This is a genomic window from Pseudomonas faucium, from assembly GCF_021602585.1.
Classification (GTDB): Bacteria; Pseudomonadota; Gammaproteobacteria; order Pseudomonadales; family Pseudomonadaceae; genus Aquipseudomonas; species Aquipseudomonas faucium.
Map to the genome: position 1 here is coordinate 166010 of NZ_BQIP01000007.1, position 23760 is coordinate 189769.

Consider the following 23760-nt stretch of genomic DNA (forward strand, 5'->3'; position numbering starts at 1 on the left):
GTGAAGAAATCTAAGGGTAGTCGACTAACGGTCACCTGCTGGCATTTCGGCCATAAAAAAACCCGCATTTCTGCGGGTTTTCCGTACCGTTCAGCGGATCAGTTGACCTTGGCGGCCAACTCACCTTTCAGGTAACGCTGGAACATGCCTTCCAGGGAGATCGGCTTGATCTTCGAGGCATTGCCGGCGGTGCCGAAGGCTTCGTAACGGGCGATGCACACGTCGCGCATGGCCTTGACGGTTTCACCGAAGAACTTGCGCGGGTCGAACTCGCTTGGGTTCTGGGCCATCAGGCGGCGCATGGCACCGGTGGAGGCCAGGCGCAGGTCGGTGTCGATGTTGACCTTGCGCACGCCGTGCTTGATGCCTTCGACGATTTCTTCGACCGGTACGCCGTAGGTCTCTTTGATGTCGCCGCCGTACTGGTTGATGATCGCCAGCCACTCTTGCGGTACCGAGGAAGAACCGTGCATCACCAGGTGGGTGTTGGGGATGCGCTTGTGGATTTCCTTGATGCGGTCGATGGCCAGCACGTCACCGGTAGGCGGCTTGGTGAACTTGTAGGCACCGTGGCTGGTACCGATGGCGATGGCCAGGGCGTCGACCTGGGTCTTCTTGACGAAGTCGGCGGCCTCTTCCGGGTCGGTCAGCATCTGGCTGTGGTCCAGCACGCCTTCGGCGCCGATGCCGTCTTCTTCACCGGCCATGCCGGTTTCCAGCGAACCCAGGCAGCCCAGCTCGCCTTCGACCGACACGCCGCAGGCGTGGGCCATGGCAACGGTCTGCTGGGTAACGCGCACGTTGTACTCGTAGTCGGTCGGGGTCTTGCCGTCTTCGCCCAGCGAGCCGTCCATCATCACCGAGCTGAAGCCCAGCTGGATCGAGCGCTGGCACACGTCAGGGCTGGTGCCGTGGTCCTGGTGCATGCACACCGGGATGTGCGGGAATTCTTCGATGGCAGCCAGGATCAGGTGGCGCAGGAACGGCGCACCGGCGTATTTGCGAGCACCGGCGGAGGCCTGGACGATGACCGGAGAGTCGGTCTTGTCGGCCGCTTCCATGATGGCGCGCATCTGCTCGAGGTTGTTGACGTTGAAAGCCGGAACGCCGTAACCGAACTCGGCGGCGTGGTCCAGCATCTGGCGCATGCTAATGAGTGCCATTGTGTATCTCTCTCCCGACAAGCGTCGTTTGTTTCGTGCAAGCCTGCCGCAGGGGCGGTTGCTGTTCAAGTAGTGTGGGCCGCCTGCGCGGCCCGGCCAGTCACGGTGCCTTGCAGCCCCGCCCTATCAGATCGTTGGTTGCCACCCAGTACACCAGGCCTTCGTCGCCCTTGGTGTGGAAGGCCAGCACGCCATCGCTGTACATCGCCCCCGAGGCGCTCGGCTCGGACTTGAGCCGGTAGACCTGGTCGCCGCCGCCGAGGCGAACGTCGACCGAATCCTGTTGCGCATCGGCGAAGCGCCAGAGCACCTCGGCCTGGCTGTCGCAGACCCAGCGGGTCCAGTTGTCTGCCGGGGCGGGCTGCGCCGGCTGCAGCAGCGAGCATCCTGCCAGTGTCGCCAGGGCCGTCACGGCCAAGAGCGCTTTCATCACGTTACTCCGCTAGGGGTCGCTGCGCGACCCAATCGCCGGCAAGCCGGCTCCCACAGGTCAAGCGCTGCTCCCGAGGTCAGCGCTGTACCTTGTGGGAGCCGGCTTGCCGGCGATTGGGCCGCACAGCGGCCCCTTGTTCAAGACCACAAAACAGCCTTCAGGTTGCCTGCCGCCCGATCAAGGGCAGCCCGGCGCCTGGCGCTGGTGCTCTTCATCGTATTTTTCCAGGCCTTCGGGGCCCACGCGCTTGCTGATCACCGGCACGGTTTCAGCCTGCCATTCGGACTGGTAGCAACCACCCTTGGGCGCTTGCGCCGGGTCGCCGTCCGGCGTCGGGCCGCTGGAGCATGCGCTCAGCAGGCCCGCCACGATCATCACAGGCAATCGCTTGACCATCAGGTCGCTCCCTTTGCCAGGCGCCGCCATTGTCAGGCTTTTGCCCGCTCTTCCAGGATCGCCACGGCCGGCAGTACCTTGCCTTCGACGAACTCGAGGAATGCACCGCCACCGGTAGAAATGTAGGAGATATCTTTGCTGACGCCATATTTATCGATGGCCGCCAGGGTGTCACCACCACCGGCGATGGAGAACGCAGCGCTTTCGGCGATGGCCTTGGCCAGCACCTGGGTGCCGTTGCCGAACTGGTCGAACTCGAACACACCGACCGGGCCGTTCCACAGGATGGTCTTGGACGACTTCAGCAGCTCGGCGAAGTTGGCCGCGGTTTGCGGGCCGATGTCCAGGATCATGTCGTCAGCCGCCACGTCGGCGATGGCCTTGACGGTGGCTTCGGCGCTTTCGGCGAATTGCTTGGCCACCACCACGTCCACCGGCAGCGGCACGCTGACCTTGGCAGCGATGGCCTTGGCGGTTTCGACCAGGTCAGGCTCGTACAGCGACTTGCCAACCGGGTGGCCGGCTGCGGCAAGGAAGGTGTTGGCGATGCCGCCACCGACGATCAGCTGGTCGCACACCGTGCTCAAGCTGTTCAGCACGTCCAGCTTGGTCGACACCTTGGAGCCGGCAACGATGGCCGCCATCGGCTTGGCCGGGGCTTTCAGGGCCTTGCCCAGGGCATCCAGTTCGGCGGCCAGCAACGGGCCAGCTGCGGCGACCTTGGCGAACTTGGCAACGCCGTGGGTCGAACCTTCGGCGCGGTGGGCGGTGCCGAAGGCGTCCATCACGAACACGTCGCACAGGGCAGCGTATTTCTGCGCCAGCTCGTCGGCGTTCTTCTTCTCGCCCTTGTTGAAGCGCACGTTCTCGAACAGCACCAGGTCACCGGCCTTGACCTGGACGCCGTCCAGGTAGTCGGCAACCAGCGGCACGTCGCGGCCCAGGGCCTTGCTCAGGTAGTCGGCAACCGGCTTGAGGCTGTTCTCGGCCGAGAATTCGCCTTCGGTCGGGCGGCCCAGGTGCGAGCAGACCATTACCGCCGCGCCCTTTTCCAGGGCCAGCTTGATGGTCGGCAGCGCTGCCAGGATACGCGCGTCGCTGGTTACCACACCGTCCTTCACAGGCACGTTGAGGTCTTCGCGGATCAGTACGCGCTTACCTTGCAGGTCGAGGTCGGTCATCTTCAACACGGTCATGAATGCAGTCCTTCAGGGCTGTTTGGTGCGGGTTGGGTGGACGACGTGCAGATAGTGTTCGGCAACGTCGAGCATACGGTTGGCAAACCCCCATTCGTTGTCGAACCAAGCCAGCAGGTTCACCAGGCGAGGGCCTGAGACGCGAGTCTGGCTGGCATCGACGATCGCCGAATGCGGGTCGTGGTTGAAATCACAGCTGGCATGGGGCAGCTCGGTATAGGCCAGCAAGCCTTTGAGCGGGCCTTCCAGCGCCGCCTCGCGCAGCACCCGGTTGACCTCGGCCGCGCTGGTGTCGCGGGCGGTCTGCAGGGTGATGTCCAGGCACGAGACGTTGACGGTCGGTACGCGTACCGCTTTGGCCTGGATTCGCCCGGCAAGTTCCGGCAGCAGGCGCTCGATACCCCGCGCAAGCCCGGTGGACACCGGAATCACCGACTGGAAGGCCGAGCGCGTGCGGCGCAGGTCTTCGTGGTGGTAGGCGTCGATCACCGGCTGGTCGTTCATCGCCGAGTGAATGGTGGTGATCTGCACGTATTCGATGCCAAAGGCCTGGTCCAGCACGCGCAGCAGCGGCACGCCGCAGTTGGTGGTGCAGGAGGCGTTGGACACCAGGCGCTCGCTGCCGGTCAGGCAGGCCTGGTTGATGCCGTAGACCACCGTGGCATCCACATCCGCCTCGCTGGCCATGGGCTGGGAAAACAGCACCCGCGGCGCGCCGGCATCGAGGAAGCGCTGGCCATCGGCGCGGGTGTGGTAGGCGCCGGAACATTCCAGCACCAGGTCGATATCCAGGGCCGCCCAGTCGACGCCCTCGGGGGTGGTACTGCGCAGCACTTTCACGCAGTCGCCATTGATATGCAGACAATCGCCGTCGACCTTCACCTCGCCGGGGAAACGCCCGTGGGTGGAGTCGAAGCGTGTCAGGTATTCAACGCTGGCCTGGTCGGCCAGGTCGTTCAGTGCAACGATCTCGAAACCGGCCTTGGCCCCACGCTCGAACAGTGCGCGCAAGACACAGCGGCCGATGCGGCCATAACCGTTGAGTGCAACTTTGTAGGGACGCGGGTGGGGCATTCGGTGGCTCGCTAACACAGGATGGCTGGTTGGGGCCGCGTTGCGGCCCATCGCGACGCAAGGCCGCTCCTACAGAAGTACATCGTCCCCTGTAGGAGCGGCCTTGTGTCGCGAAACGAGGGCAAAGCCCTCGCCTTACGCCTCTATCAGTCTTCCAGCAGCTCTTCGGCGGTGCCCAGGATGTTCTCCAGGGTGAAGCCAAACTCTTCGAACAACGCAGGTGCCGGCGCCGACTCACCGTAGGTGGTCATGCCGATGACACGGCCTTCCAGGCCGACGTACTTGTACCAGAAGTCGGCGTGGGCAGCTTCGATGGCGATACGCGCGCCCACTTCGACCGGCAGCACGGACTGCTTGTAGCCGGCGTCCTGGGCGTCGAACACGCTGGTGCAGGGCATCGACACGACGCGCACGTTGCGGCCTTGCTCGGCCAGCTTGGCATGCGCCTGAACGGCCAGGCCCACTTCGGAACCGGTGGCGATCAGGATCAGCTCAGGCTCGCCGGCGCAGTCCTTGAGCACGTAGCCGCCGCGGCTGATGTCGGCGATCTGCTGGGCGTCGCGCGCCTGGTGCTGCAGGTTCTGGCGCGAGAAGATCAGCGCCGAAGGGCCGTCGTTGCGCTCCAGGGCGTGCTTCCAGGACACGGCCGACTCGACCGCGTCGGCTGGGCGCCAGGTGTCCAGATTCGGGGTGCTGCGCAGGCTGGTCAGCTGCTCGATCGGCTGGTGGGTCGGGCCGTCTTCGCCCAGGCCGATGGAGTCGTGGGTGTACACATGGATCACGCGCTGCTTCATCAGCGCCGACATGCGCACCGCGTTGCGGGCGTATTCCATGAACATCAGGAAGGTCGCGCCGTAAGGCACCAGGCCGCCGTGCAGGGCAACGCCGTTCATGATCGCGGTCATGCCGAACTCGCGCACGCCGTAGAACACGTAGTTGCCGCTGGCGTCGTTGGCTTCGATGCCCTTGCAACCTTTCCACAGGGTCAGGTTGGAGCCGGCCAGGTCGGCCGAGCCGCCGAGGAACTCAGGCAGCAGGGGGCCGAAGGCGTTCAGGGTGTTCTGGCTGGCTTTACGGCTGGCGATGGTCTCGCCCTTGGCCGCCACTTCATTGATGTAGGCCTGGGCCTTTTCGCTGAAGTCGGCCGGCAGCTCGCCGCTGTCACGGCGCTTGAACTCGGCAGCCAGCTCCGGGTGGGCCTTGGCGTAGGCGTCGAAGCGCTGGTTCCAGTCGGCTTCGACCTGGGCACCGGCGGCCTTGGCATCCCACTCGGCGTAGATGTCGGCGGGGATTTCGAACGGGCCGTGGTTCCAGTTCAGTTCCTTGCGGGCCAGGGCGATTTCGTCGTTGCCCAGCGGAGCGCCGTGGCAGTCTTCCTTGCCCTGCTTGTTCGGCGAGCCGAAGCCGATGATGGTCTTGCAGCAGATCAGGGTCGGGCGGTCGCTCTTGCGCGCCGTCTCGATGGCCATCTTGATCTCTTCGGCATCGTGGCCGTCGACGTTGCGGATCACCTGCCAGTTGTAAGCTTCGAAGCGTGCCGGGGTGTTGTCGGTGAACCAGCCGTGCACTTCGCCGTCGATGGAGATGCCGTTGTCATCGTAGAAGGCAACCAGCTTGTTCAGGCCCAGGGTGCCGGCCAGCGAGGCGACTTCGTGGGAGATGCCTTCCATCATGCAGCCGTCGCCGAGGAACACATAGGTGTTGTGGTCGACGATGTTGTGGCCTTCGCGGTTGAACTGGGCAGCCAGTACCTTCTCAGCCAGGGCAAAGCCTACGGCGTTGGCCAGGCCCTGGCCCAGCGGGCCGGTGGTGGTTTCAACGCCTGGGGTGTAGCCGTATTCCGGGTGGCCCGGGGTGCGGCTGTGCAGTTGGCGGAAGCCTTTGATGTCATCGATGGTGACGTCGTAGCCGGTCAGGTGCAGCAGCGAGTAGATCAGCATCGAGCCGTGGCCGTTGGACAGCACGAAGCGGTCACGGTCAGCGAATTTCGGGTTGCTCGGGTTGTGCTTCAGATAGTCGCGCCAAAGCACTTCAGCGATATCCGCCATGCCCATGGGGGCACCTGGGTGGCCGCTGTTAGCCTTTTGCACGGCATCCATGCTGAGGGCACGAATGGCGTTGGCACGTTCACGACGGCTGGGCATCGCTTATCTCCTGGGGCTTGAATAGGTGGTGTTACGAAAAAGGCGGCCATTTTCGCCCACAGGCGGGCCCCGGGGCAATGACGTATGGTCGCAGTTGGGTATTTTTCCTGTGATTGGCCGCCAAAGCGGGTGAAAACCGGGAATCCACAGCGACCACCGCACCCGCCCATCAGCCAATATCAAAACTTTTTGATATTGGCCTTGCGAGGGCAACGATGCCTGTCTAGACTGCCGGCCCATGAATCAGCGTGCGCAATCGATCCCGCCCCAGCAAAGTGACACCCTGGCTGCCCTGTGCAAAGCCAGCGGCGACGAGCTGCGCCTGAATGTTCTGCGGGTGCTGGCCAGCGATTCGTTCGGCGTGCTGGAGCTGGCGCAGATCTTCGACATCGGCCAGTCGGGCATGAGCCACCACCTCAAGGTGCTGGCCCAGGCCGAGCTGGTGGCCACGCGCCGCGAAGGCAACGCCATCTTCTACCGCCGCGCCCTGCCCCATGGCCGCCTGCACACGGCGCTGCTCGACGAGGTCGACGAGCTGGCCCTGGCCCAGGATGTCCAGGCCCGCATCGCGCAGATCCAGCAACGCCGCGCCGCCACCAGCCAGGACTTCTTCCTGCGTGTGGAAGAGAAGTTCCGCGCCCAGCAAGACCTGATCGCCGGCTTGCCGCAGTACCGCGAAAGCCTGCTGACACTGCTCGACACGCTGAATTTTGCGCCCAGCGCCAGTGCGCTGGAAGTCGGCCCCGGTGACGGCGGTTTTCTGCCCGACCTGGCCCGGCGCTTTGCCCGCGTCACCGCCCTGGACAACAGCCCGACCATGCTCGAGCTGGCGCGCCAGGTGTGCGAGCGCGAAGGCTTGAATAATGTAAACCTGCAGTTGGCCGATGCACTGGGTGCAACGGATGTGGAAGCCGACTGCGTTGTGCTGAACATGGTGCTGCACCATTTCAGCGACCCGGCCCTGGCCCTGCGCCTTTTGGCCAAACGGGTGAAAGCGGGCGGGAGCCTGCTGGTCACCGAACTGTGCAGCCATGACCAGGGGTGGGCGCGCGATGCCTGCGGCGACCTCTGGCTGGGCTTCGAACAGGACGACCTGGCCCGTTGGGCCAATGCGGCCGGGCTGGCCCTCGGGGACAGCCTCTACGTGGGCTTGCGTAACGGTTTCCAGATACAGGTCCGCCATTTTCAGCGGACGACTGGCGACACACACCATCGGTAAATTTTAGGAACCCGTCGAGATGAGCGAATACTCCCTTTTCACCTCCGAGTCCGTGTCCGAAGGGCATCCGGACAAGATCGCCGACCAGATTTCTGACGCGGTCCTGGACGCCATCATCGCCCAGGACAAGTACGCCCGCGTGGCATGCGAAACCCTGGTCAAGACCGGTGTCGCCATCATCGCCGGCGAAGTCACCACCTCGGCCTGGGTCGACCTGGAAGAGCTGGTGCGCAAGGTCATCATCGACATCGGCTACAACAGCTCCGACGTCGGCTTCGACGGCGCCACCTGCGCCGTGATGAACATCATCGGCAAGCAGTCGGTGGACATCGCCCAGGGCGTTGACCGCTCCCGCCCGGAAGACCAGGGCGCCGGCGACCAGGGCCTGATGTTCGGCTACGCCAGCAACGAAACCGACGTGCTGATGCCAGCACCGATCTGCTTCTCGCACCGCCTGGTCGAGCGCCAGGCCGAAGCGCGCAAGTCCAAGCTGCTGCCTTGGCTGCGCCCGGATGCCAAGTCGCAGGTCACCTGCCGCTATGAAAACGGCAAGGTCGTGGGGATCGACGCGGTCGTGCTGTCGACCCAGCACAACCCTGAAGTGTCGCAAAAAGACCTGCAGGAAGCGGTGATGGAGCTGATCGTCAAGCACACCCTGCCTGCCGAACTGCTGCACAAGGACACCCAGTACCACATCAACCCGACCGGCAACTTCATCATCGGTGGCCCAGTGGGCGACTGCGGCCTGACCGGCCGCAAGATCATCGTCGACAGCTACGGCGGCATGGCTCGCCACGGTGGTGGCGCGTTCTCCGGCAAGGACCCGTCCAAGGTCGACCGTTCCGCTGCCTACGCCGGCCGCTACGTGGCCAAGAACATCGTTGCCGCAGGCCTGGCCGAGCGTTGCGAGATCCAGGTGTCCTACGCCATCGGCGTGGCCCAGCCGACCTCCATCTCGATCAACACCTTCGGCACCGGCAAGGTGTCCGACGCGAAGATCGTCCAGCTGGTGCGCGAGTGCTTCGACCTGCGCCCATACGCGATCACCACCATGCTCGACCTGCTGCACCCGATGTATCAGGAAACCGCTGCCTACGGCCACTTCGGCCGCACCCCGCAGCAGAAGACTGTCGGCGACGACACCTTCACCACCTTCACCTGGGAGCGCACCGACCGCGCCCAGTCGCTGCGTGACGCTGCCGGCCTGTAAGGCTCCTGCAGGCGTAAACAAAAGCCCCTGCCGAGCGATCGGCAGGGGCTTTTTCGTGACATATCGGCTGACAACTGCATTCGGCAGGCCCCGGGGCACTTGCCTAGGCTGAGGAGCACCTTCCCGCCACGCAAGGATGCTGGCCATGCCCTGGATGCTGCTGTTCGCCCTGCTGATACTGCCCTTGCTGCCTGCCCATGCAGGCCAATGCCCGGCATGGTCCGCCACGCAGGCCGCCGCCGAAGTGGCCAGCTTGCGCGACACCCTGCAGCGCTGGGACGACCACTACCACCGCCTGGGCCAGGCGCAGGTGGCCGACGAGCTGTACGACCAGAGCCGCCAACGCCTGCTGCAGCTTGAGCAGTGCTTTGCGATGGAGCGCGAACTGGGCTCGCTGGCCAGCGCACGCGGGCCGATCGCTCACCCCATTGCCCATACCGGGGTCGTCAAACTGCCCGACGAAACGGCCGTGGCGCACTGGCTGGCCAGCAAGTCGGGGGTGTGGATCCAGCCCAAGGTCGACGGCGTTGCTGCCACGTTGATTTACCAACAGGGCCGCCTGGTGAAAGTGCTCAGCCGTGGCGACGGGCTTCAGGGGCACGACTGGAGCCGCCATATTGCAAAGCTCACCGCGCTACCCCGGCAACTGCCCCAGGCACTGGATCTGACACTGCAGGGCGAGCTCTACCTGCGCCTGGAGCAGCACGTGCAAGCCCAGGCAGGCAGCGCCAACGCCCGCGGCACCGTGGCCGGCTTGCTGGCACGCAAGCAGCTGGGCGCCGAACCGGGCACCAGCATCGGCCTGTTCGTCTGGGACTGGCCCCAAGGCCCCGCCCGCCAAGCCGAGCGCCTGGCAAAACTGCGCGAACTGGGCTTCCCGGACAGCCAATCCTACAGCCACCCCATCGACAACCTCGAACACGCCAGCCAATGGCGCCAGCACTGGTACCGCTCCCCCCTGCCCTTCGCCACCGACGGCGTGATCCTGCGCCAGGACAGCCGCCCACCTGCCGAGCGCTGGCAAGCCAACGCGCCCTACTGGATCGCTGCGTGGAAACATCCCTTTGCCCAGGCACTGGCCGAAGTGCGCGAGGTGCACTTTCGCGTGGGGCGCACCGGCAAGGTCACCCCGCTGCTGAAGCTCAGGCCAGTGGCGCTGGACGATCGGCGCATCACCCAGGTCAGCCTGGGCTCGCTGGCGCGCTGGCGGGCCGCTGACGTGCGCCCAGGGGATCAGGTGGCCATCAGCCTGGCCGGGCTGGCCATCCCGCGCTTCGAACAAGTGGTGCACCGCGCGGTGCAGCGGCCCAGCGTCACGCCGCCTGCACCCGGGCGCTACCACGCCCACAGCTGCTGGCAGGCCAGCGAAGGCTGCCAGGAGCAGTTCATCGCCCGGCTCACCTGGCTAAGCGGCAAGCATGGCCTGGCCATGCCGGGTACCGGCCCGGGCACCTGGCAGCGGCTGGTGGAAAGTGGCCGGGTGAGCGCGATCGGTGACTGGCTCGCGCTCGATGCCGAGCAGCTCATGGGCGTGCCGGGCATCAGCGAAACCACCGCCAGGCGCTTGCTCGATGCGTTCGCCAGTGGCCGTGCCCGGCCCTTCGAACAGTGGCTGCGTGCGCTTGGCGTGCCCGCACCGCGCGCGGTGCTGCTTGAAGGCAGCTGGCAAACCCTGGCCCAGCGCTCCCCGAGTGACTGGCAGGCACTGCCTGGGGTAGGTGAAACGCGGGCGCAACAGCTGAGCACTTTCTTTTCCACAGCGGCCGTTCAGGGCATCGCCGAGCGGCTGGGGAAATTCGATGTAGACGGTTTCTCGCAGCGCGGCGCAAGCACGGCGCAATGAGTTTTCACAAAAATATCGGCCTGAAATGCCTTGGTTTGTTCTAGAAAAGTCCAACAAGGGTTCCTAAATCGGCAAAACCAAGGCAGCATTTGCCACAACTTTTTGCTGCCCCGCCCCGTCAAGGAGGCCCTGATGAAACGTATTTCCACCCTCGTTCTGCTGGCAACACTCGGTCTGGCCGCAGGTGTCGCGCAGGCTGCCCAACCGGATGAGGGTCTGACTGGCTGCGCCGCCAAGCGCAGCGCCATCGAGAACCAGCTGAAGATCGCCCGCGAGCACGGCAACAGCAACCAGGTCGCGGGCCTGGAACAAGCGCTGCGCGGCGTCGACAACTGCACCGACGCGAGCCTGCGCAAAGAGCGCGAGCAAAAGGTGCTGGATGCCCGCCATGAAGTCGCCCAGCGCGAGAAGGACCTGAAGAAGGCCGAGAAGAAAGGCGATTCGGAAAAGATCAACAAGCGCAAGGACAAGCTGGCCGAGTCGCGCAAGGAACTGCAGGAAGCGGTCGACGAACTCGACCGTTGATCGCCCTGAGGGCCTCATCGCCGGCAAGCCGGCTCCCACACGTTCACCACCCGGGTTCAGGCCTGCGGTGAACGGGTTGGATGAGGCCCTCACAGCTGATCAATGATTGCGGAATTCGGTATGGCACGCCTTGCAGGCAGCCTCGACCTTGTCCATCGGCCCTTTCAACTGCGCAGCGTCGAGCGGCTGGCTGCGCGTCACCTCGACCAGTTCGCCGGTGACGCCTTCCAGCGCCTGGGCAAGCTCATGGAAGCGCGCCTGGCGCTGCCACACTTCGGGCCGCGCACTGCTGTTGCCGTCATCCTGCACCTGAGGGAAGTGCTGCCAGGGCTCGTGGGCCAGGGCGTCCAGCGTCAGCGCACCGTCGGCGAACTTGCTGGCGTCGAACGGCAGGCGCCCGCGCAGCATGCCACCCATGTCCTCGCTGGTCTTGAGCATGTCCTTGAAGATGGCCTTGCGCTTGCCCAGTGGCGAGTTCGGGTCGACCCGGTCACAGGCGGTCAGGGCAAGGGCGGCGAGCAGTACTACGGTCAATCGCTTGAACATCACGGTCTCTTGGGCCTCGCAAATGGGCGGCCAGTATCGCCGCCTGCCAGGCAAAGACCAATAGCCACATAAAAAACAGGGGTGAATCTTCATGTTCGCCCCCACAGGAACCCACCGATGAAATCTGCCCTGCGCCACCTGGCCTGGACACTCCCGGCCCTGGCCCTGCTGGCGGGCTGCAACGGCGGCGAAAGCGCCAAGCCCGAGCCGCATGCCATCGCCACCTACGCCCCCGCCACCTGGAACGACCTGCCCAAGGTCAGCGACAGCGAGCTGCTGGCAGGCTTCGATGCCTGGCGAGTGGGCTGCGAAAAACTCAAGCGTGACCCGGTGTGGGCCGCCACCTGCGAAGCTGCGCAAGGCATTCCCGAAGATGCCACCCAGGTACGCGCCTTCCTGCAGCAGCAACTGCAGGTCTACGGCCTGCGTTCTGCCGAAAACAACGCCAATGGCCTGATCACCGGTTACTACGAGCCGGTCTACCCAGGCAGCCTCAAGCGCACCGAAAAGGCCCAGGTGCCGGTGTATGGCATCCCCGATGACATGATTGTCGTCGACCTTGCGAGCATCTACCCCGAACTCAAGGGCAAGCGCCTGCGGGGCCGTATCGAAGGGCGCGTGCTCAAGCCCTACGACACTGCCGAAGTGATCTACCGCGATGGCGCCAAGGCACCGGTGCTGGCCTGGCTCACCGACCCGATGGACCTGCAGTTCCTGCAGATTCAAGGTTCGGGGCGCGTGCAACTGGCTGATGGCCGCCAATTGCGCCTGGGTTATGCCGACCAGAACGGCCACCCCTACCGGCCGATCGGCCGCTGGCTGATCGAGCAGGGCCAGCTGAAGAAAGAAGACGTGAGCATGGGCGCCATCCACGCCTGGGCCCAGGCCAACCCGCAACGGGTACCGGAACTGCTGGCCAGCAACCCCAGCTACGTGTTCTTCAGCACCCGCCCCGACAGCAACGAGGGCCCACGCGGCTCGCTCAACGTGCCGCTGACGGCAGGCTACAGCGTTGCCATCGACCGCAAGGTGATCCCGCTGGGCAGTTTGCTGTGGTTGTCCACCACGCGCCCGGACGGCACGCCGGTGGTGCGGCCGGTGGGGGCTCAGGATACGGGTGGGGCCATTACTGGCGAGGTGCGCGCGGACCTGTTCTGGGGCACCGGGCCGCAGGCTGGGGAACTGGCGGGGAACATGAAGCAGCAGGGGCAGATCTGGATGCTGTGGCCCAAAGGCCAGCCGCTGCCTGACGTGCCGAAGGTTCTGTAGAGCTGCAGTGGCCGCATCGCCGGCAAGCCGGTTCCCACAGGGTCGCCCCAGGCCTCACGCCTGATGAACTACCTGTGGGAGCCGGCTTGCCGGCGATGAAGCCACCTCGATTTCAGATCGAAACCACGAAGAACGACACGATCAACGCCAACCCGGCAAACCACACCAGCGAGCGCAACGCCGCCCAGTCCGCCAGGTAGCAGATGATGTAGAGCAAGCGGCTGGTGATGTACATCACCGCCAGCACATCCTGGGTCACCTGTTCGGCATTGCCGACCACATCCGCCACCAGCACCGCCGCCGCGAATGCCGGAAACGCTTCATAGCTGTTCTGCTGCGCAGCATGGGCACGGCGTGGCAACCCGGACAGCGTGTCGAGGAAGGCGCGCGGGTCGTGATTGTCCTTCAGGCCGAAACGGCCGCTGGCGACCTTGGCGATCAGCGCACAGAAAGGCGGCAGCACCAGCGCGATCAGGATGCACCACAGGGCAACGGTCATGCTCATGACTCCTTGTACGAAAATGGGTTAGAGCTTCATCACCAGCATGCCTGCCAGGACCAGCCCGCAAGCTAGGAGTCTCGGCCCGCCAAAAGGTTCTTTGAGGTAGCGCATGCCCAGCAGCACCACCAGCACCACGCTCAGTTCACGCAGCGCCGCCGCCTCGGCCACCGAGCCCAGGTGCATGGCCCACAGCACCAGCGCATAGCTGAGCAGCACGCACAACCCCACCGCCAGGCCCAGCCGCCATTGCGTACGCCAGAACAGTACGAACGGCGCCAGCCGCGCCACACTGGCCAACAGCGGAAAAGGCCAGGCGCTGAGCAAGGTCAGCCAGACCAGGTAGTCCCAGGGCTTGCCCCACAGCCGCACGGCCTGCCCGTCGAACCAGGTGTAGCAACCGATGCACAAGCCGATCAGTGCCACCACCGGCAGCATCGACCAGGGCAGCCGGTCCCCGCCGCCGCCCTGCCACAACAGGCAGGCCATGCCGCAAGGGATCAGCAGGATGCCGATGATCTGCTGCTGGCTCAGCGACTCGCCGGCGAACGCCAGGGTCAGCCCCAGCACCACCAGCGGCGACAGCCCGCGCATCAGAGGATAGACCAGGCCCAGGTCGCCGACCCGGTAGGCCTGGATCAGCAAGAAGCGATAGAGCTGCTCGGCCAGTGCCGAGGCCAGCAGCCACGGCCAGATCTCGGCCGGCGGGAACTCTGTGAAGGCCACGGCGCACACCGCGAAGGCCAGTGCCACGGTATCCATGCTGGCGATGACCAACAGGCGCTCGCCGCTGAATTTGATCAGGGTGTTCCACGTCGCGTGCAGCAGGGCGGCGATCAGGACCAGGGAAGTTGCCAACACGCGGGGAGCTCCTTGCAGTCAGAGCGGGCAACGATACAACGCTTCAGGCCCGGAAAGCGCGATGGAACGAAAAGAACAAATCTGGTCAAACCTGTGTCCCGAAACCATCGCCAGGTCATCAAACAACTGCCCGATGCCATTCGGGTACGACTTGGAAGCCATTGTTACAGGATTCGGGATGCTTGAATTAGTTGCCGCGTTTATCTGCCTCACCACCCTCCTCACCTACGTCAATTACCGTTTCATCGGCCTGCCGCCCGCCATCGGCGTGATGGTCACCGCGCTGCTGTTTTCCCTGCTGCTGCAGGGCCTGAGCCTGATCGGCTTCCCGGGCCTTGAGGCACGCGTCGAAGGGCTGATGAACCAGATCGATTTCAACGACCTGCTGATGCACTGGATGCTGGCGTTCCTGCTGTTCGCCGGCGCACTGCACGTCAACCTCGCGGACCTGCGCAGCTACCGCTGGCCCATCGGCCTGCTGGCCACCATCGGCGTGCTGATCGCCACCGTGGTGATCGGCTACCTGTCGCACTGGGTGTTCGCCCTGTTCGGCTGGCAGGTGCCGCTGATCTACTGCCTGCTGTTCGGTGCGCTGATCTCGCCGACCGACCCCATCGCAGTGCTCGGCGCCCTGCGCACCGCCAACGCCTCCAAGCCGCTGAAAACCACCATCGTCGGCGAGTCGCTGTTCAACGATGGCACCGCGGTGGTGGTATTCACCGTGCTGCTGGGCATCATCCAGCTGGGCGAAACGCCGAGCTTTTCCGAGACGGCGCTGCTGTTCGCCCGCGAGGCCATCGGCGGCGTGGTGTTCGGTGGGGTGATCGGCTACGCCACCTACCGCATGATCAAGAGCGTCGAGCAGTACCAGGTCGAGGTCATGCTGACCCTGGCGCTGGTCATCGGCGGTTCGGCGATGTGCTACGAGCTGCACGTTTCGGCGCCGATCGCCATGGTGGTGGCCGGCCTGATCATCGGCAACCTGGGCCGCAACCTGGCGATGAACGACATGACCCGCCGCTACATGGACGGCTTCTGGGAGCTGATCGACGACATGCTCAACGCCCTGCTGTTCGCCCTGATCGGCCTGGAGCTGTTGCTGCTGCCGTTCAACTGGCTGCACCTGGCGGCCGGTGGGGTGCTGGCCCTGGCGGTGCTGCTGTCGCGCCTGCTGACGGTGGCGCCGGCCATCGTGCTGCTGCGGCGCTGGCGGAGCGTGCCGAAAGGCACTGTGCGGGTGCTGACCTGGGGTGGCTTGCGGGGCGGGGTTTCGGTGGCGTTGGCGCTGTCGTTGCCCCAAGGCAGCGAGCGCGACCTGCTGCTGTCGATCACCTATATCGTGGTGCTGTCGTCGATTCTGGTGCAGGGGTTGAGCATCGGCCGGGTGGTGCGCAAGGTCAGCGCACAGCCTTGAAACGCTGAGGGCCGCTTTGTGGCCCTATCGCCGGCAAGCCGGCTCCCACAGGTAGGCCACAGCTGTGGGAGCCGGCTTGCCGGCGATGGGCTGCAAAGCAGCCCCAGGCCATCACTCCACCGCCGAGTCGGGGAACTGGTCCTGCACGTACTTGATCTCGGTGCGCCCATGGGCCGCCGGCAAGCCATCTTCGCCGAGGTTGACGAAGACCATGCGGTCTACCGTGAGAATGCTCTTGCGGGTGATCTTGTTGCGCACTTCGCAGCGCAGGGTGATCGAGGTGCGGCCGAATTCGGTGGCGGTGATGCCCAGCTCGATGATGTCGCCCTGGCGCGAGGCACTGACGAAGTTGATCTCCGACATGTACTTGGTCACCACGCGCTGGTTGCCCAGCTGGACGATGGCGTAGATCGCCGCTTCTTCGTCGATCCAGCGCAGCAGGCTGCCGCCGAACAGTGTGCCGTTGGGGTTGAGGTCTTCGGGTTTTACCCACTTGCGGGTGTGAAAGTTCATCAGTACTCCTGACCTGCTTGGCTAACGTGAAGTAATGATGGCAGAGCGGCGCCGGGCGCTCCATTGAACATCGACTATCGTCTCGATTAATCGACAGAAAGCCTTTGGTGTGTCACACGGCCACGGCTATAATCCCTGCCGATTCACATGGCAGCCATTAGCGGTGCCATGCCCGCCACCCACCCGAGGGGCGCTGCAGCAGGCTCGGCCTGTCAGGCTCGGATGGGGCGTTGTCCGCTGCCGCGGACGCTCAACGCACAACGGCGCCCATTCGCACACTACGAATGGAGGCTCTCAATGAGCGCTGTAAACACGCCTGCAGGTTTTACCGATTTCAAAGTCGCCGACATCTCCCTCGCCGCCTGGGGCCGTCGCGAAACCATCATCGCCGAATCGGAAATGCCTGCCCTGATGGGCCTGCGTCGCAAGTACCTGGCTGAGCAGCCGCTCAAGGGTGCGAAGATCCTGGGCTGCATCCACATGACCATCCAGACTGCCGTGCTGATCGAAACCCTGGTTGCCCTGGGTGCCGAAGTGCGCTGGTCGTCGTGCAACATCTTCTCGACCCAGGACCAGGCTGCCGCCTCCATCGCTGCCGCCGGTATCCCGGTCTTCGCCTGGAAAGGTGAAACCGAGGAAGAATACGAGTGGTGCCTGGAGCAGACCATCCTCAAGGATGGCCAGCCATGGGACGCCAACATGATCCTCGACGACGGCGGCGACCTGACCGAGCTGCTGCACAAGAAGTACCCGGCCGTTCTGGACCGCGTGCACGGCGTTACCGAGGAGACCACCACCGGTGTGCACCGCCTGCTGGACATGCTGGCCAAAGGCGAGCTGAAAGTCCCGGCGATCAACGTCAACGACTCGGTCACCAAGAGCAAGAACGACAACAAGTACGGCTGCCGTCACAGCCTCAACGATGCCATCAAGCGCGGCACCGACCACCTGCTGTCGGGCAAGCAAGCCCTGGTGATCGGCTACGGTGACGTGGGCAAGGGTTCGGCCCAGTCCCTGCGTCAGGAAGGCATGATCGTCAAGGTCACCGAAGTTGACCCGATCTGCGCCATGCAGGCCTGCATGGACGGCTTCGAGCTGGTCTCGCCGTTCATCGACGGCATCAACGACGGCACCGAAGCCAGCATCGACAAGGCCCTGCTGGGCAAGATCGACCTGATCGTCACCACCACCGGTAACGTCAACGTCTGCGATGCCAACATGCTCAAGGCCCTGAAGAAGCGCGCCGTGGTCTGCAACATCGGCCACTTCGACAACGAGATCGACACCGCCTTCATGCGCAAGAACTGGGCGTGGGAAGAGGTCAAGCCACAGGTGCACAAGATCCACCGCACCGGCGCTGGCGACTTCGACCCGCAGAACGACGACTACCTGATCCTGCTGGCCGAAGGCCGCCTGGTGAACCTGGGCAACGCCACTGGCCACCCAAGCCGCATCATGGACGGCTCGTTCGCCAACCAGGTACTGGCGCAGATCTTCCTGTTCGAGCAGAAGTACGCCGACCTGTCGGCCGAGAAGAAAGCCGAGCGTCTGACCGTTGAAGTGCTGCCGAAGAAGCTCGACGAAGAAGTGGCCCTGGAAATGGTCCGCGGCTTCGGCGGCGTGGTCACCCAACTGACCAAGCAGCAGGCCGACTACATCGGCGTGGCTGTGGAAGGCCCGTTCAAGCCGCACGCCTACCGCTACTAAGCGGCAAGCGCCCGGTGGCATGCCGCCGGGCGCTGGTAGTCGTTGAATCTTGATCGATGCCCGAGCCAGGCCGGCCCCCACCGCCCTGGCTTTTACTTGCAGCTTGCGGCCCATGGCTTGCAGCTGAGGAAACAGAGATGTCACAAGAACGCCGCTACAGTTTCGAATTCTTCCCCACCAAGACCGACGCCGGTCACGAAAAGCTGATGGCCGTGGCCAAGCAGCTGGCCGCCTACAACCCGGACTTCTTCTCCTGCACCTATGGTGCCGGCGGCTCGACCCGCGACCGCACGCTGAACACCGTGCTGCAGCTGGAAAGCGAAGCCAAGGTCCCGGCCGCCCCGCACCTGTCGTGCGTCGGCGACAGCAAGGACGAGCTGCGCGCCCTGCTCGCCCAGTACCAGGCAGCCGGCATCAAGCGCATCGTTGCCCTGCGCGGCGACCTGCCGTCGGGCATGGGCATGGCCAGTGGCGAACTGCGCTACGCCAGCGACCTGGTCGAGTTCATCCGCCAGGAAAGCGGTGACCACTTCCACCTGGAAGTTGCCGCCTACCCGGAAATGCACCCGCAGGCGCGCAATTTCGAAGCCGACCTGGCCAATTTCGTGCACAAGGTCAAGGCCGGTGCCGACAGCGCCATCACCCAGTACTTCTTCAACGCCGACAGCTATTTCTACTTCGTCGAACGCGTGCAGAAGCTGGGCGTGGACATCCCGGTGGTGCCCGGCATCATGCCGATCACCAACTACAGCAAGCTGGCACGCTTCTCCGACGCCTGCGGCGCCGAGATCCCGCGCTGGGTCCGCAAGCAGCTGGAAGCCTATGGCGACGACACCGCCAGCATCCAGGCCTTCGGTGAAGAAGTGATCACCCGCATGTGCGAGCAACTGCTGCAAGGCGGCGCGCCGGGCCTGCACTTCTATACCCTGAACCAGGCCGATGCCAGCCTGGCCATCTGGAACAACCTGAAGCTGCCTCGCTGAAACTTTTTGGCAAGATCTTATTCAGTAAGGATTAAGGCTTAAGTCATAGACTAAGGCCTTATTTCCTTCCTGGAACATGCAGGTCTTGCCACACATGCCACCGCTCTCGCCTAGCCGCCCGCAACTGGTCTACCTCGCCTTCGGGCCGGCCACCTATCACCAGGAAGCCTGTTTCAGCATCGTCAGCGCCCTCGCTCACCTCGACACGCAGGCCGGCGAAGCGCTGGATATCCAGGTCTATACCGACAATCCGGCGCCCTACGGCCAGTTGCCGGTTACCGTGCACCTGCTCGACGAAGCCACCCGCGCAGCCTGGAACGCCCCCCACGGTTATCACTTCCGCAGCAAGCACGTGCTGCTGCGCAAGGTGCTGCAGCAGCACCCGCTGGCCGTGCTGATCGATACCGACACCTTCTTTCGCACCTCGCCCCTCAAGCTGTTCCAGCGCGTTCGCCCAGGCCACATGCTGTGCAACTTCATCGGCCCGCGCTACGGCGCCAACCAGGCCTGCCTGCTGTACCGCAACCTGGTGGCGATCCTCGAGCAGCGCGGCCTTGCCGATTGCCAGATGCCGCTGCTGAACTCGGGGGTGATCGGCCTCAGCGCTGACGACGCCGCCACCCTCGATCGCTCCATCGCCCTGATGGATGAGCTCTATCCGCTGGCCCGCACGGCCTACACGCTGGAAGAATTCTGCCTGGCAGTGGCGGCGTATCGCACGCTCGAGGTGGCCGGGTGTGCCGATGTCATCCACCACTACTGGAGCCGCAAGGCGCAGTTCCGCGCCAAGATCCAGGCCTGGCTGCACAAGCATGGCGACGATTTGCTGAGTGCGCCGGCGCGGGCCGATGTGGCGCTGGTCAACGACCAGTTGCCACGCCCCCCGGCGCTGCACCGCCTGGGTTACAAGGCCCTGAGCCTGACCCTGCCAAGCCGCGAACGGCAGTTTGCCCGCGAGCTGCTGTATGGCTGCTATCCCTACCCCAACGAGTTCGACCGCGCCTGCGCCCCGGCCTGGTGGGACAAGGCGCTGGAGAATCTCAACCAGCGCCACGGCCACACCGCCCCCGAGCAGTTGCGCCAGTGCCTGCGCCACCCGGGCCTGCGCTTGTCGCTGGGTGAGCGGCGCAAGGACATCGAGGCGCACCTGCTCAAAGCCTCTGCGCACTGAGCCGGTCACTGGCCTTGCCCCGCCCGAGCGCGTAATCTCGCGCCATGTCTGCGATCACCCGCCTGCTCTGCATCCTCCTGCTCGCCTGCCTGAGCCCGATGGCGCTTGGCGAGCGCCTGCGCCTGGTCAGCGACGACTGGGCGCCGTACATCTACCAGGATGGCGGCCAAACCAAGGGCATCGACTATGAAGTCTCGCGCGAAGTGTTCAAGCGCCTGGGGGTCGAGGTGGAGTGGGAATTCATGCCCTGGAAGCGCTGCCTGGCGATGATCGAGCAAGGCCTGGCCGACGGCGTGATGGACATCTTCAAGGTCGATGCGCGCAAGGCCTACATGGTCTACCCGATGGAACCCATGTCCGATGCCGAATTCGTCCTGTATCAGGCCAGCCGCCGCCGTCATGCCATCCATCAACTCGGCGACCTCGATGGCCTGACCGTCGGCACCTCGCCAGGCTACGCCTACGGCCCGGAATTTCTCGAGGCAACGGGCTTCAAGCGTGAATCGGCGCCCAGCCACGAGGCCAATTTCGGCAAACTCGTGCTGGGCCGCATCGACCTGCTGATTACCGACCGCCTGGTCGGGCGCTACCTGCGCCGGCAATTGGGCCTTGAGCAACAGGTCGAAGAGCTGCCGCTGGTGGTCAGCCGCCAGCCCCAGTACCTGGGCCTGGCGCGCAAACCCGGGCGCGAACAGCTGGCCCAGGCCTTCGCCGATGAGCTGCGCCGGTTCAAGCAGGAACCCGCCTTCGTCGCGATAATCGAACGCTATATTGGCGACACCCGCCATCTTCCTCACGCCGTTGAGCAGCAGGAAAGCAGCACGCTGCAATAGCTCTGTTATACTCGGGCCTTCCCGCCCGGCTCACGCCCGGACGCTCGGCCTCGAAACAAGCATCCCGATCGGCATTGACGCCCCTTGGCGTCCACCCCCCGCTTCCCGGATGTGCAGTGAAAGCCCAGCTGGACCGGACGCGATCGCATCCCTCCGATGCCCGTCGCGCCAGGCAGAACATCCCAACGGGCCCAGCCCCAACGAGAACAGGATTGCCCATGTCCTTTGCTTCCCTCGGTCTCTCCGAGGCTCTTGTCCGCGCTATCGAAGCTGCGGGCTACACCCAGCCGACTCCGGTGCAACAGCGGGCCATTCCCGCCGTGTTGCAAGGCCGCGACCTGATGGTTGCCGCACAGACTGGTACTGGTAAAACCGGCGGTTTCGCCCTGCCGATCCTCGAGCGCCTGTTCCCGGCCGGTCACCCTGACAAATCCCAGCGCCATGGCCCGCGCCAACCGCGCGTCCTGGTCCTGACCCCGACCCGCGAGCTGGCAGCCCAGGTGCATGACAGCTTCAAGGTGTACGCCCGCGACCTGCCACTGGTCAGCGCCTGCATCTTCGGCGGCGTCGGCATGAACCCGCAGATCCAGGCCATTGCCAAGGGCGTGGACGTGCTCGTGGCGTGCCCGGGTCGCCTGCTCGACCTGGCCGGCCAAGGCAAGGTCGACCTGGCCCACGTGGAAATCCTGGTGCTGGACGAAGCCGACCGCATGCTCGACATGGGCTTCATCCATGACGTCAAGAAGGTCCTCGCCCGCCTGCCGACCAAGCGCCAGAACCTGCTGTTCTCGGCGACCTTCTCCAAGGACATCACCGACCTGGCCGACAAGCTCCTGCACAACCCGGAGCGCATCGAGGTCACCCCACCGAACACCACGGTCGAGCGCATCGAGCAGCGCGTCTATCGCCTGCCCGCCAGCCACAAGCGTGCCCTGCTGGCGCACCTGATCACCCTGGGTGCCTGGGAACAGGTGCTGGTGTTCACCCGCACCAAGCATGGCGCCAACCGCCTGGCCGAGTACCTGGAAAAGCACGGCCTGAGCGCCGCCGCGATCCACGGCAACAAGAGCCAGAACGCCCGCACCAAGGCCCTGGCCGACTTCAAGGCCAACTCGGTACGGGTGCTGGTCGCCACCGATATCGCCGCGCGCGGCCTGGACATCGACCAACTGCCCCACGTGGTCAACTTCGAGCTGCCGAATGTCGAGGAAGACTACGTTCACCGTATCGGCCGCACCGGCCGTGCCGGGCGTTCGGGCGAGGCCATTTCCCTGGTCGCGCCGGATGAAGAGAAGCTGCTCAAGAGCATCGAGCGCGTCACCAAGCAGAAGATTGCCGATGGCGACCTGATGGGCTTCGACGCAAGCCAGGTGGAAGCCGAGAAGCCGGAAGTACGCGAACGCCAGCAGACCAACGGCCGCGGTGGCCGTAACCAGCAGGCCCGTGGCGATGGCGGCAAGGACGGCGGCGGTGGCCGCAAGGACAAGGGCAAGGACAAAGGCAAGGCCAAGCCGCAAGCTGCGGAGAAACCGGCCGACAAGGAAAAGGCCGGCGACAAGCAACAGCCGCGCAAGCCACGCGACAAGAAGCCGCGCCAGCAGCAGGCAAGCCAGGGCAACGCGCCGAAAACCTCTGCCGACCGTGACCCGGAAGAGTTCCTCGACGACGACGTCGACAACTTCGGCAACCGCGCCGACTACGTCAGCCCCTACCAGAACGCCAAGAACCAGGGCCGCAACCGCCGCCCAGGTGGCGCTGCCGGTGCCGGCCAGGCCCAGCCGGGCCAGGGCGCGAGCCAGCGCAACAACGGCGGTGGCCAGGGCCGTAATGGCGGCCAGCCTCGAAGCGCCAGCGGCGAAAAGCGCCCGCCGCGCAACAACAATGGCGGCGCTGGCCGCCGTGATGGTGGCGGTGGTCGCAACCGCCCGGCCGGTCGCGACGATGCCCTGCGCCAGGAACCGGCAGTGCGCAGCTCGCGTGAGCCGCAGAACCAGCCGGTGATCATCCGCAAGGAATCCAAGCTCGACCGTTACCCGACGCCCGAGCAACTGGACGACTTGCCAAGCCGCCCACGTGGCGAGCGCCCTGCGCTGCTGACCCGCAAGGGTTGAGTAACGCCAGGCAATAAAAAACGCCGCCCAATCGGGCGGCGTTTTTTATTGCGCGGGCAAACGCTTACTTCTGCTTCACACCTTCGACGCTGATATCCAGGTCCAGGGTCTGCGAGGTTGGGCCTGGGCCCTTGATGCCGAAGTCATTCAGGTTGAGGGTGGTGGTGGCATTGAAGCCTGCGCGCTCACCGCCCCATGGGTCCTTGCCTTCGCCGTTGAAGGTCGCCTTGAAGGTGACCGGCTTGGTGACGCCGTGCATGGTCAGGTCGCCAGTTACATCAGCAGTCTTGTCGCCAGTGGGCTTGACGCTGGTGGATACGAACTTGGCGTCTGCGTACTTGCTCACGTCCAGGAAGTCTTTGCTGGCGATGTGCTTGTCACGCTCGGCATGGTTCGACCACAGGCTGGCGGTTTTCACGTCGACTGCAATCTTGCTGGCTTCAGGCTTGGCGCTGTCCCAGGTGAACGTGCCATCGAAGTCCTTGAAGGTGCCGTGGATGAAGCTGTAGCCCAGGTGGCTGATCTTCCAGTCGACGAACGCGTGCTGGCCCTCCTTGTCGATCTTGTACTCGGCGGCCATGGCCTGGCCGGCGGAGAACAGTGCGGTACCGAGCGCCAGAGCGGCAAAAGTCTTTTTCAACATCCTTACT

At 64.7% G+C, this 23760-nt stretch carries 22 protein-coding genes and 1 riboswitch; of the genes, 11 read left to right on the plus strand and 11 right to left on the minus strand.

Going from position 1 to position 23760, the window contains the following annotated elements; genetic code table 11:
* Positions 1 to 98: 98 nt before the first annotated feature.
* From fba to tkt, 6 genes are all read right to left on the minus strand, one after another.
* The gene (gene fba / locus L6D75_RS10805; protein WP_008093958.1) at positions 99 to 1163 is read right to left on the minus strand and encodes a class II fructose-bisphosphate aldolase; all 1065 of its coding nucleotides are present in this window, start codon (positions 1161 to 1163) and stop codon (positions 99 to 101) included.
* A 100-nt stretch (positions 1164 to 1263) separates the two neighbouring features.
* Positions 1264 to 1593, minus strand: coding sequence for an MliC family protein (locus L6D75_RS10810; protein ID WP_176513785.1), 330 nt, complete (start codon positions 1591 to 1593; stop codon positions 1264 to 1266).
* A 180-nt stretch (positions 1594 to 1773) separates the two neighbouring features.
* Complete coding sequence (locus L6D75_RS10815; RefSeq protein WP_176513784.1) at positions 1774 to 1992, minus strand: hypothetical protein; 219 nt, start codon at positions 1990 to 1992, stop codon at positions 1774 to 1776.
* Between the two features lie 32 nt (positions 1993 to 2024).
* A complete protein-coding gene (locus tag L6D75_RS10820; RefSeq protein WP_176513782.1) occupies positions 2025 to 3188 on the minus strand; it encodes a phosphoglycerate kinase in 1164 nt (387 codons plus the stop codon).
* A gap of 12 nt (positions 3189 to 3200) precedes the next feature.
* Entirely contained in the window at positions 3201 to 4262 is a 1062-nt protein-coding gene (gene epd, locus L6D75_RS10825; protein WP_176513780.1) for an erythrose-4-phosphate dehydrogenase, read from the minus strand.
* Between the two features lie 146 nt (positions 4263 to 4408).
* Positions 4409 to 6406, minus strand: a complete 1998-nt coding sequence (gene tkt / locus L6D75_RS10830) for a transketolase (protein ID WP_176513778.1) — start codon at positions 6404 to 6406, stop codon at positions 4409 to 4411.
* Positions 6407 to 6644: 238 nt separating this feature from the next.
* Between tkt and L6D75_RS10835 the strand changes: the two genes are divergently transcribed.
* From L6D75_RS10835 to L6D75_RS10850, 4 genes are all read left to right on the plus strand, one after another.
* A complete protein-coding gene (locus L6D75_RS10835; protein WP_176513776.1) occupies positions 6645 to 7625 on the plus strand; it encodes an ArsR/SmtB family transcription factor in 981 nt (326 codons plus the stop codon).
* A gap of 19 nt (positions 7626 to 7644) precedes the next feature.
* Positions 7645 to 8835: a methionine adenosyltransferase gene (metK, locus tag L6D75_RS10840; RefSeq protein ID WP_176513774.1), complete on the plus strand. Its 1191-nt coding sequence runs from the start codon at positions 7645 to 7647 to the stop codon at positions 8833 to 8835.
* Positions 8836 to 8980: 145 nt separating this feature from the next.
* Positions 8981 to 10678, plus strand: coding sequence for an NAD-dependent DNA ligase LigB (gene ligB / locus L6D75_RS10845; RefSeq protein ID WP_176513772.1), 1698 nt, complete (start codon positions 8981 to 8983; stop codon positions 10676 to 10678).
* Between the two features lie 132 nt (positions 10679 to 10810).
* Positions 10811 to 11203, plus strand: a complete 393-nt coding sequence (locus L6D75_RS10850) for a DUF1090 domain-containing protein (protein ID WP_176513769.1) — start codon at positions 10811 to 10813, stop codon at positions 11201 to 11203.
* 99 nt (positions 11204 to 11302) lie between these two features.
* Here the strand turns inward: L6D75_RS10850 and L6D75_RS10855 are convergent, their stop codons facing one another.
* The gene (locus tag L6D75_RS10855; RefSeq protein ID WP_176513767.1) at positions 11303 to 11749 is read right to left on the minus strand and encodes a c-type cytochrome; all 447 of its coding nucleotides are present in this window, start codon (positions 11747 to 11749) and stop codon (positions 11303 to 11305) included.
* A 117-nt stretch (positions 11750 to 11866) separates the two neighbouring features.
* Between L6D75_RS10855 and mltA the strand changes: the two genes are divergently transcribed.
* Positions 11867 to 13018 carry a murein transglycosylase A gene (gene mltA, locus L6D75_RS10860; RefSeq protein ID WP_176513765.1) on the plus strand — a complete coding sequence of 384 codons (1152 nt, stop codon included), beginning with the start codon at positions 11867 to 11869 and terminating at the stop codon, positions 13016 to 13018.
* A 112-nt stretch (positions 13019 to 13130) separates the two neighbouring features.
* Here mltA and L6D75_RS10865 read toward each other — a convergent pair whose 3' ends face one another.
* Together L6D75_RS10865 and L6D75_RS10870 are read right to left on the minus strand one after the other, a co-directional pair.
* Positions 13131 to 13517 carry an MAPEG family protein gene (locus L6D75_RS10865; protein ID WP_176513763.1) on the minus strand — a complete coding sequence of 129 codons (387 nt, stop codon included), beginning with the start codon at positions 13515 to 13517 and terminating at the stop codon, positions 13131 to 13133.
* Between the two features lie 27 nt (positions 13518 to 13544).
* Positions 13545 to 14378 (minus strand): EamA family transporter, encoded by an 834-nt coding sequence (locus tag L6D75_RS10870; RefSeq protein WP_176513761.1) that lies wholly within the window; start codon positions 14376 to 14378, stop codon positions 13545 to 13547.
* A 178-nt stretch (positions 14379 to 14556) separates the two neighbouring features.
* Here L6D75_RS10870 and L6D75_RS10875 point away from each other — a divergent pair, with 178 nt between their 5' ends.
* Complete coding sequence (locus tag L6D75_RS10875) at positions 14557 to 15792, plus strand: cation:proton antiporter (RefSeq protein WP_176513759.1); 1236 nt, start codon at positions 14557 to 14559, stop codon at positions 15790 to 15792.
* 111 nt (positions 15793 to 15903) lie between these two features.
* Here L6D75_RS10875 and L6D75_RS10880 read toward each other — a convergent pair whose 3' ends face one another.
* Entirely contained in the window at positions 15904 to 16305 is a 402-nt protein-coding gene (locus L6D75_RS10880; protein WP_085676699.1) for an acyl-CoA thioesterase, read from the minus strand.
* 179 nt (positions 16306 to 16484) lie between these two features.
* A riboswitch (S-adenosyl-L-homocysteine riboswitch) is annotated at positions 16485 to 16581 on the plus strand.
* Positions 16582 to 16602: 21 nt separating this feature from the next.
* On the opposite strand from L6D75_RS10880, the gene ahcY reads away from it, so the two are divergent.
* From ahcY to L6D75_RS10905, 5 genes are all read left to right on the plus strand, one after another.
* The gene (gene ahcY / locus L6D75_RS10885; RefSeq protein WP_176514116.1) at positions 16603 to 18012 is read left to right on the plus strand and encodes an adenosylhomocysteinase; all 1410 of its coding nucleotides are present in this window, start codon (positions 16603 to 16605) and stop codon (positions 18010 to 18012) included.
* Between the two features lie 137 nt (positions 18013 to 18149).
* Positions 18150 to 18995, plus strand: coding sequence for a methylenetetrahydrofolate reductase [NAD(P)H] (metF, locus tag L6D75_RS10890; RefSeq protein WP_176514114.1), 846 nt, complete (start codon positions 18150 to 18152; stop codon positions 18993 to 18995).
* Between the two features lie 94 nt (positions 18996 to 19089).
* The gene (locus L6D75_RS10895; protein ID WP_176514112.1) at positions 19090 to 20166 is read left to right on the plus strand and encodes a hypothetical protein; all 1077 of its coding nucleotides are present in this window, start codon (positions 19090 to 19092) and stop codon (positions 20164 to 20166) included.
* A 44-nt stretch (positions 20167 to 20210) separates the two neighbouring features.
* Positions 20211 to 20999 carry a substrate-binding periplasmic protein gene (locus L6D75_RS10900; protein ID WP_176514110.1) on the plus strand — a complete coding sequence of 263 codons (789 nt, stop codon included), beginning with the start codon at positions 20211 to 20213 and terminating at the stop codon, positions 20997 to 20999.
* A 218-nt stretch (positions 21000 to 21217) separates the two neighbouring features.
* Entirely contained in the window at positions 21218 to 23110 is a 1893-nt protein-coding gene (locus L6D75_RS10905; protein WP_176514108.1) for an RNA helicase RhlE2, read from the plus strand.
* Between the two features lie 64 nt (positions 23111 to 23174).
* Here the strand turns inward: L6D75_RS10905 and L6D75_RS10910 are convergent, their stop codons facing one another.
* Positions 23175 to 23753, minus strand: a complete 579-nt coding sequence (locus L6D75_RS10910; protein WP_176514105.1) for a YceI family protein — start codon at positions 23751 to 23753, stop codon at positions 23175 to 23177.
* Positions 23754 to 23760 lie beyond the last annotated feature (7 nt).

Excerpts from the sequence above, each read along its gene's own strand:
- L6D75_RS10895 (WP_176514112.1), top strand. The coding sequence starts at position 19,090 with ATGCCACCGCTCTCGCCTAGCCGCCCGCAACTGGTCTACCTCGCCTTC.
- L6D75_RS10855 (WP_176513767.1), bottom strand. The coding sequence starts at position 11,749 with ATGTTCAAGCGATTGACCGTAGTACTGCTCGCCGCCCTTGCCCTGACC.
- metF (WP_176514114.1), top strand. The coding sequence starts at position 18,150 with ATGTCACAAGAACGCCGCTACAGTTTCGAATTCTTCCCCACCAAGACC.
- L6D75_RS10835 (WP_176513776.1), top strand. The coding sequence starts at position 6,645 with ATGAATCAGCGTGCGCAATCGATCCCGCCCCAGCAAAGTGACACCCTG.
- L6D75_RS10910 (WP_176514105.1), bottom strand. The coding sequence starts at position 23,753 with ATGTTGAAAAAGACTTTTGCCGCTCTGGCGCTCGGTACCGCACTGTTC.
- L6D75_RS10900 (WP_176514110.1), top strand. The coding sequence starts at position 20,211 with ATGTCTGCGATCACCCGCCTGCTCTGCATCCTCCTGCTCGCCTGCCTG.
- ahcY (WP_176514116.1), top strand. The coding sequence starts at position 16,603 with ATGAGCGCTGTAAACACGCCTGCAGGTTTTACCGATTTCAAAGTCGCC.
- mltA (WP_176513765.1), top strand. The coding sequence starts at position 11,867 with ATGAAATCTGCCCTGCGCCACCTGGCCTGGACACTCCCGGCCCTGGCC.
- fba (WP_008093958.1), bottom strand. The coding sequence starts at position 1,163 with ATGGCACTCATTAGCATGCGCCAGATGCTGGACCACGCCGCCGAGTTC.
- L6D75_RS10850 (WP_176513769.1), top strand. The coding sequence starts at position 10,811 with ATGAAACGTATTTCCACCCTCGTTCTGCTGGCAACACTCGGTCTGGCC.
- ligB (WP_176513772.1), top strand. The coding sequence starts at position 8,981 with ATGCCCTGGATGCTGCTGTTCGCCCTGCTGATACTGCCCTTGCTGCCT.
- metK (WP_176513774.1), top strand. The coding sequence starts at position 7,645 with ATGAGCGAATACTCCCTTTTCACCTCCGAGTCCGTGTCCGAAGGGCAT.
- L6D75_RS10880 (WP_085676699.1), bottom strand. The coding sequence starts at position 16,305 with ATGAACTTTCACACCCGCAAGTGGGTAAAACCCGAAGACCTCAACCCC.
- L6D75_RS10905 (WP_176514108.1), top strand. The coding sequence starts at position 21,218 with ATGTCCTTTGCTTCCCTCGGTCTCTCCGAGGCTCTTGTCCGCGCTATC.
- L6D75_RS10815 (WP_176513784.1), bottom strand. The coding sequence starts at position 1,992 with ATGGTCAAGCGATTGCCTGTGATGATCGTGGCGGGCCTGCTGAGCGCA.
- epd (WP_176513780.1), bottom strand. The coding sequence starts at position 4,262 with ATGCCCCACCCGCGTCCCTACAAAGTTGCACTCAACGGTTATGGCCGC.
- L6D75_RS10865 (WP_176513763.1), bottom strand. The coding sequence starts at position 13,517 with ATGACCGTTGCCCTGTGGTGCATCCTGATCGCGCTGGTGCTGCCGCCT.
- tkt (WP_176513778.1), bottom strand. The coding sequence starts at position 6,406 with ATGCCCAGCCGTCGTGAACGTGCCAACGCCATTCGTGCCCTCAGCATG.
- L6D75_RS10820 (WP_176513782.1), bottom strand. The coding sequence starts at position 3,188 with ATGACCGTGTTGAAGATGACCGACCTCGACCTGCAAGGTAAGCGCGTA.
- L6D75_RS10810 (WP_176513785.1), bottom strand. The coding sequence starts at position 1,593 with ATGAAAGCGCTCTTGGCCGTGACGGCCCTGGCGACACTGGCAGGATGC.
- L6D75_RS10875 (WP_176513759.1), top strand. The coding sequence starts at position 14,557 with ATGCTTGAATTAGTTGCCGCGTTTATCTGCCTCACCACCCTCCTCACC.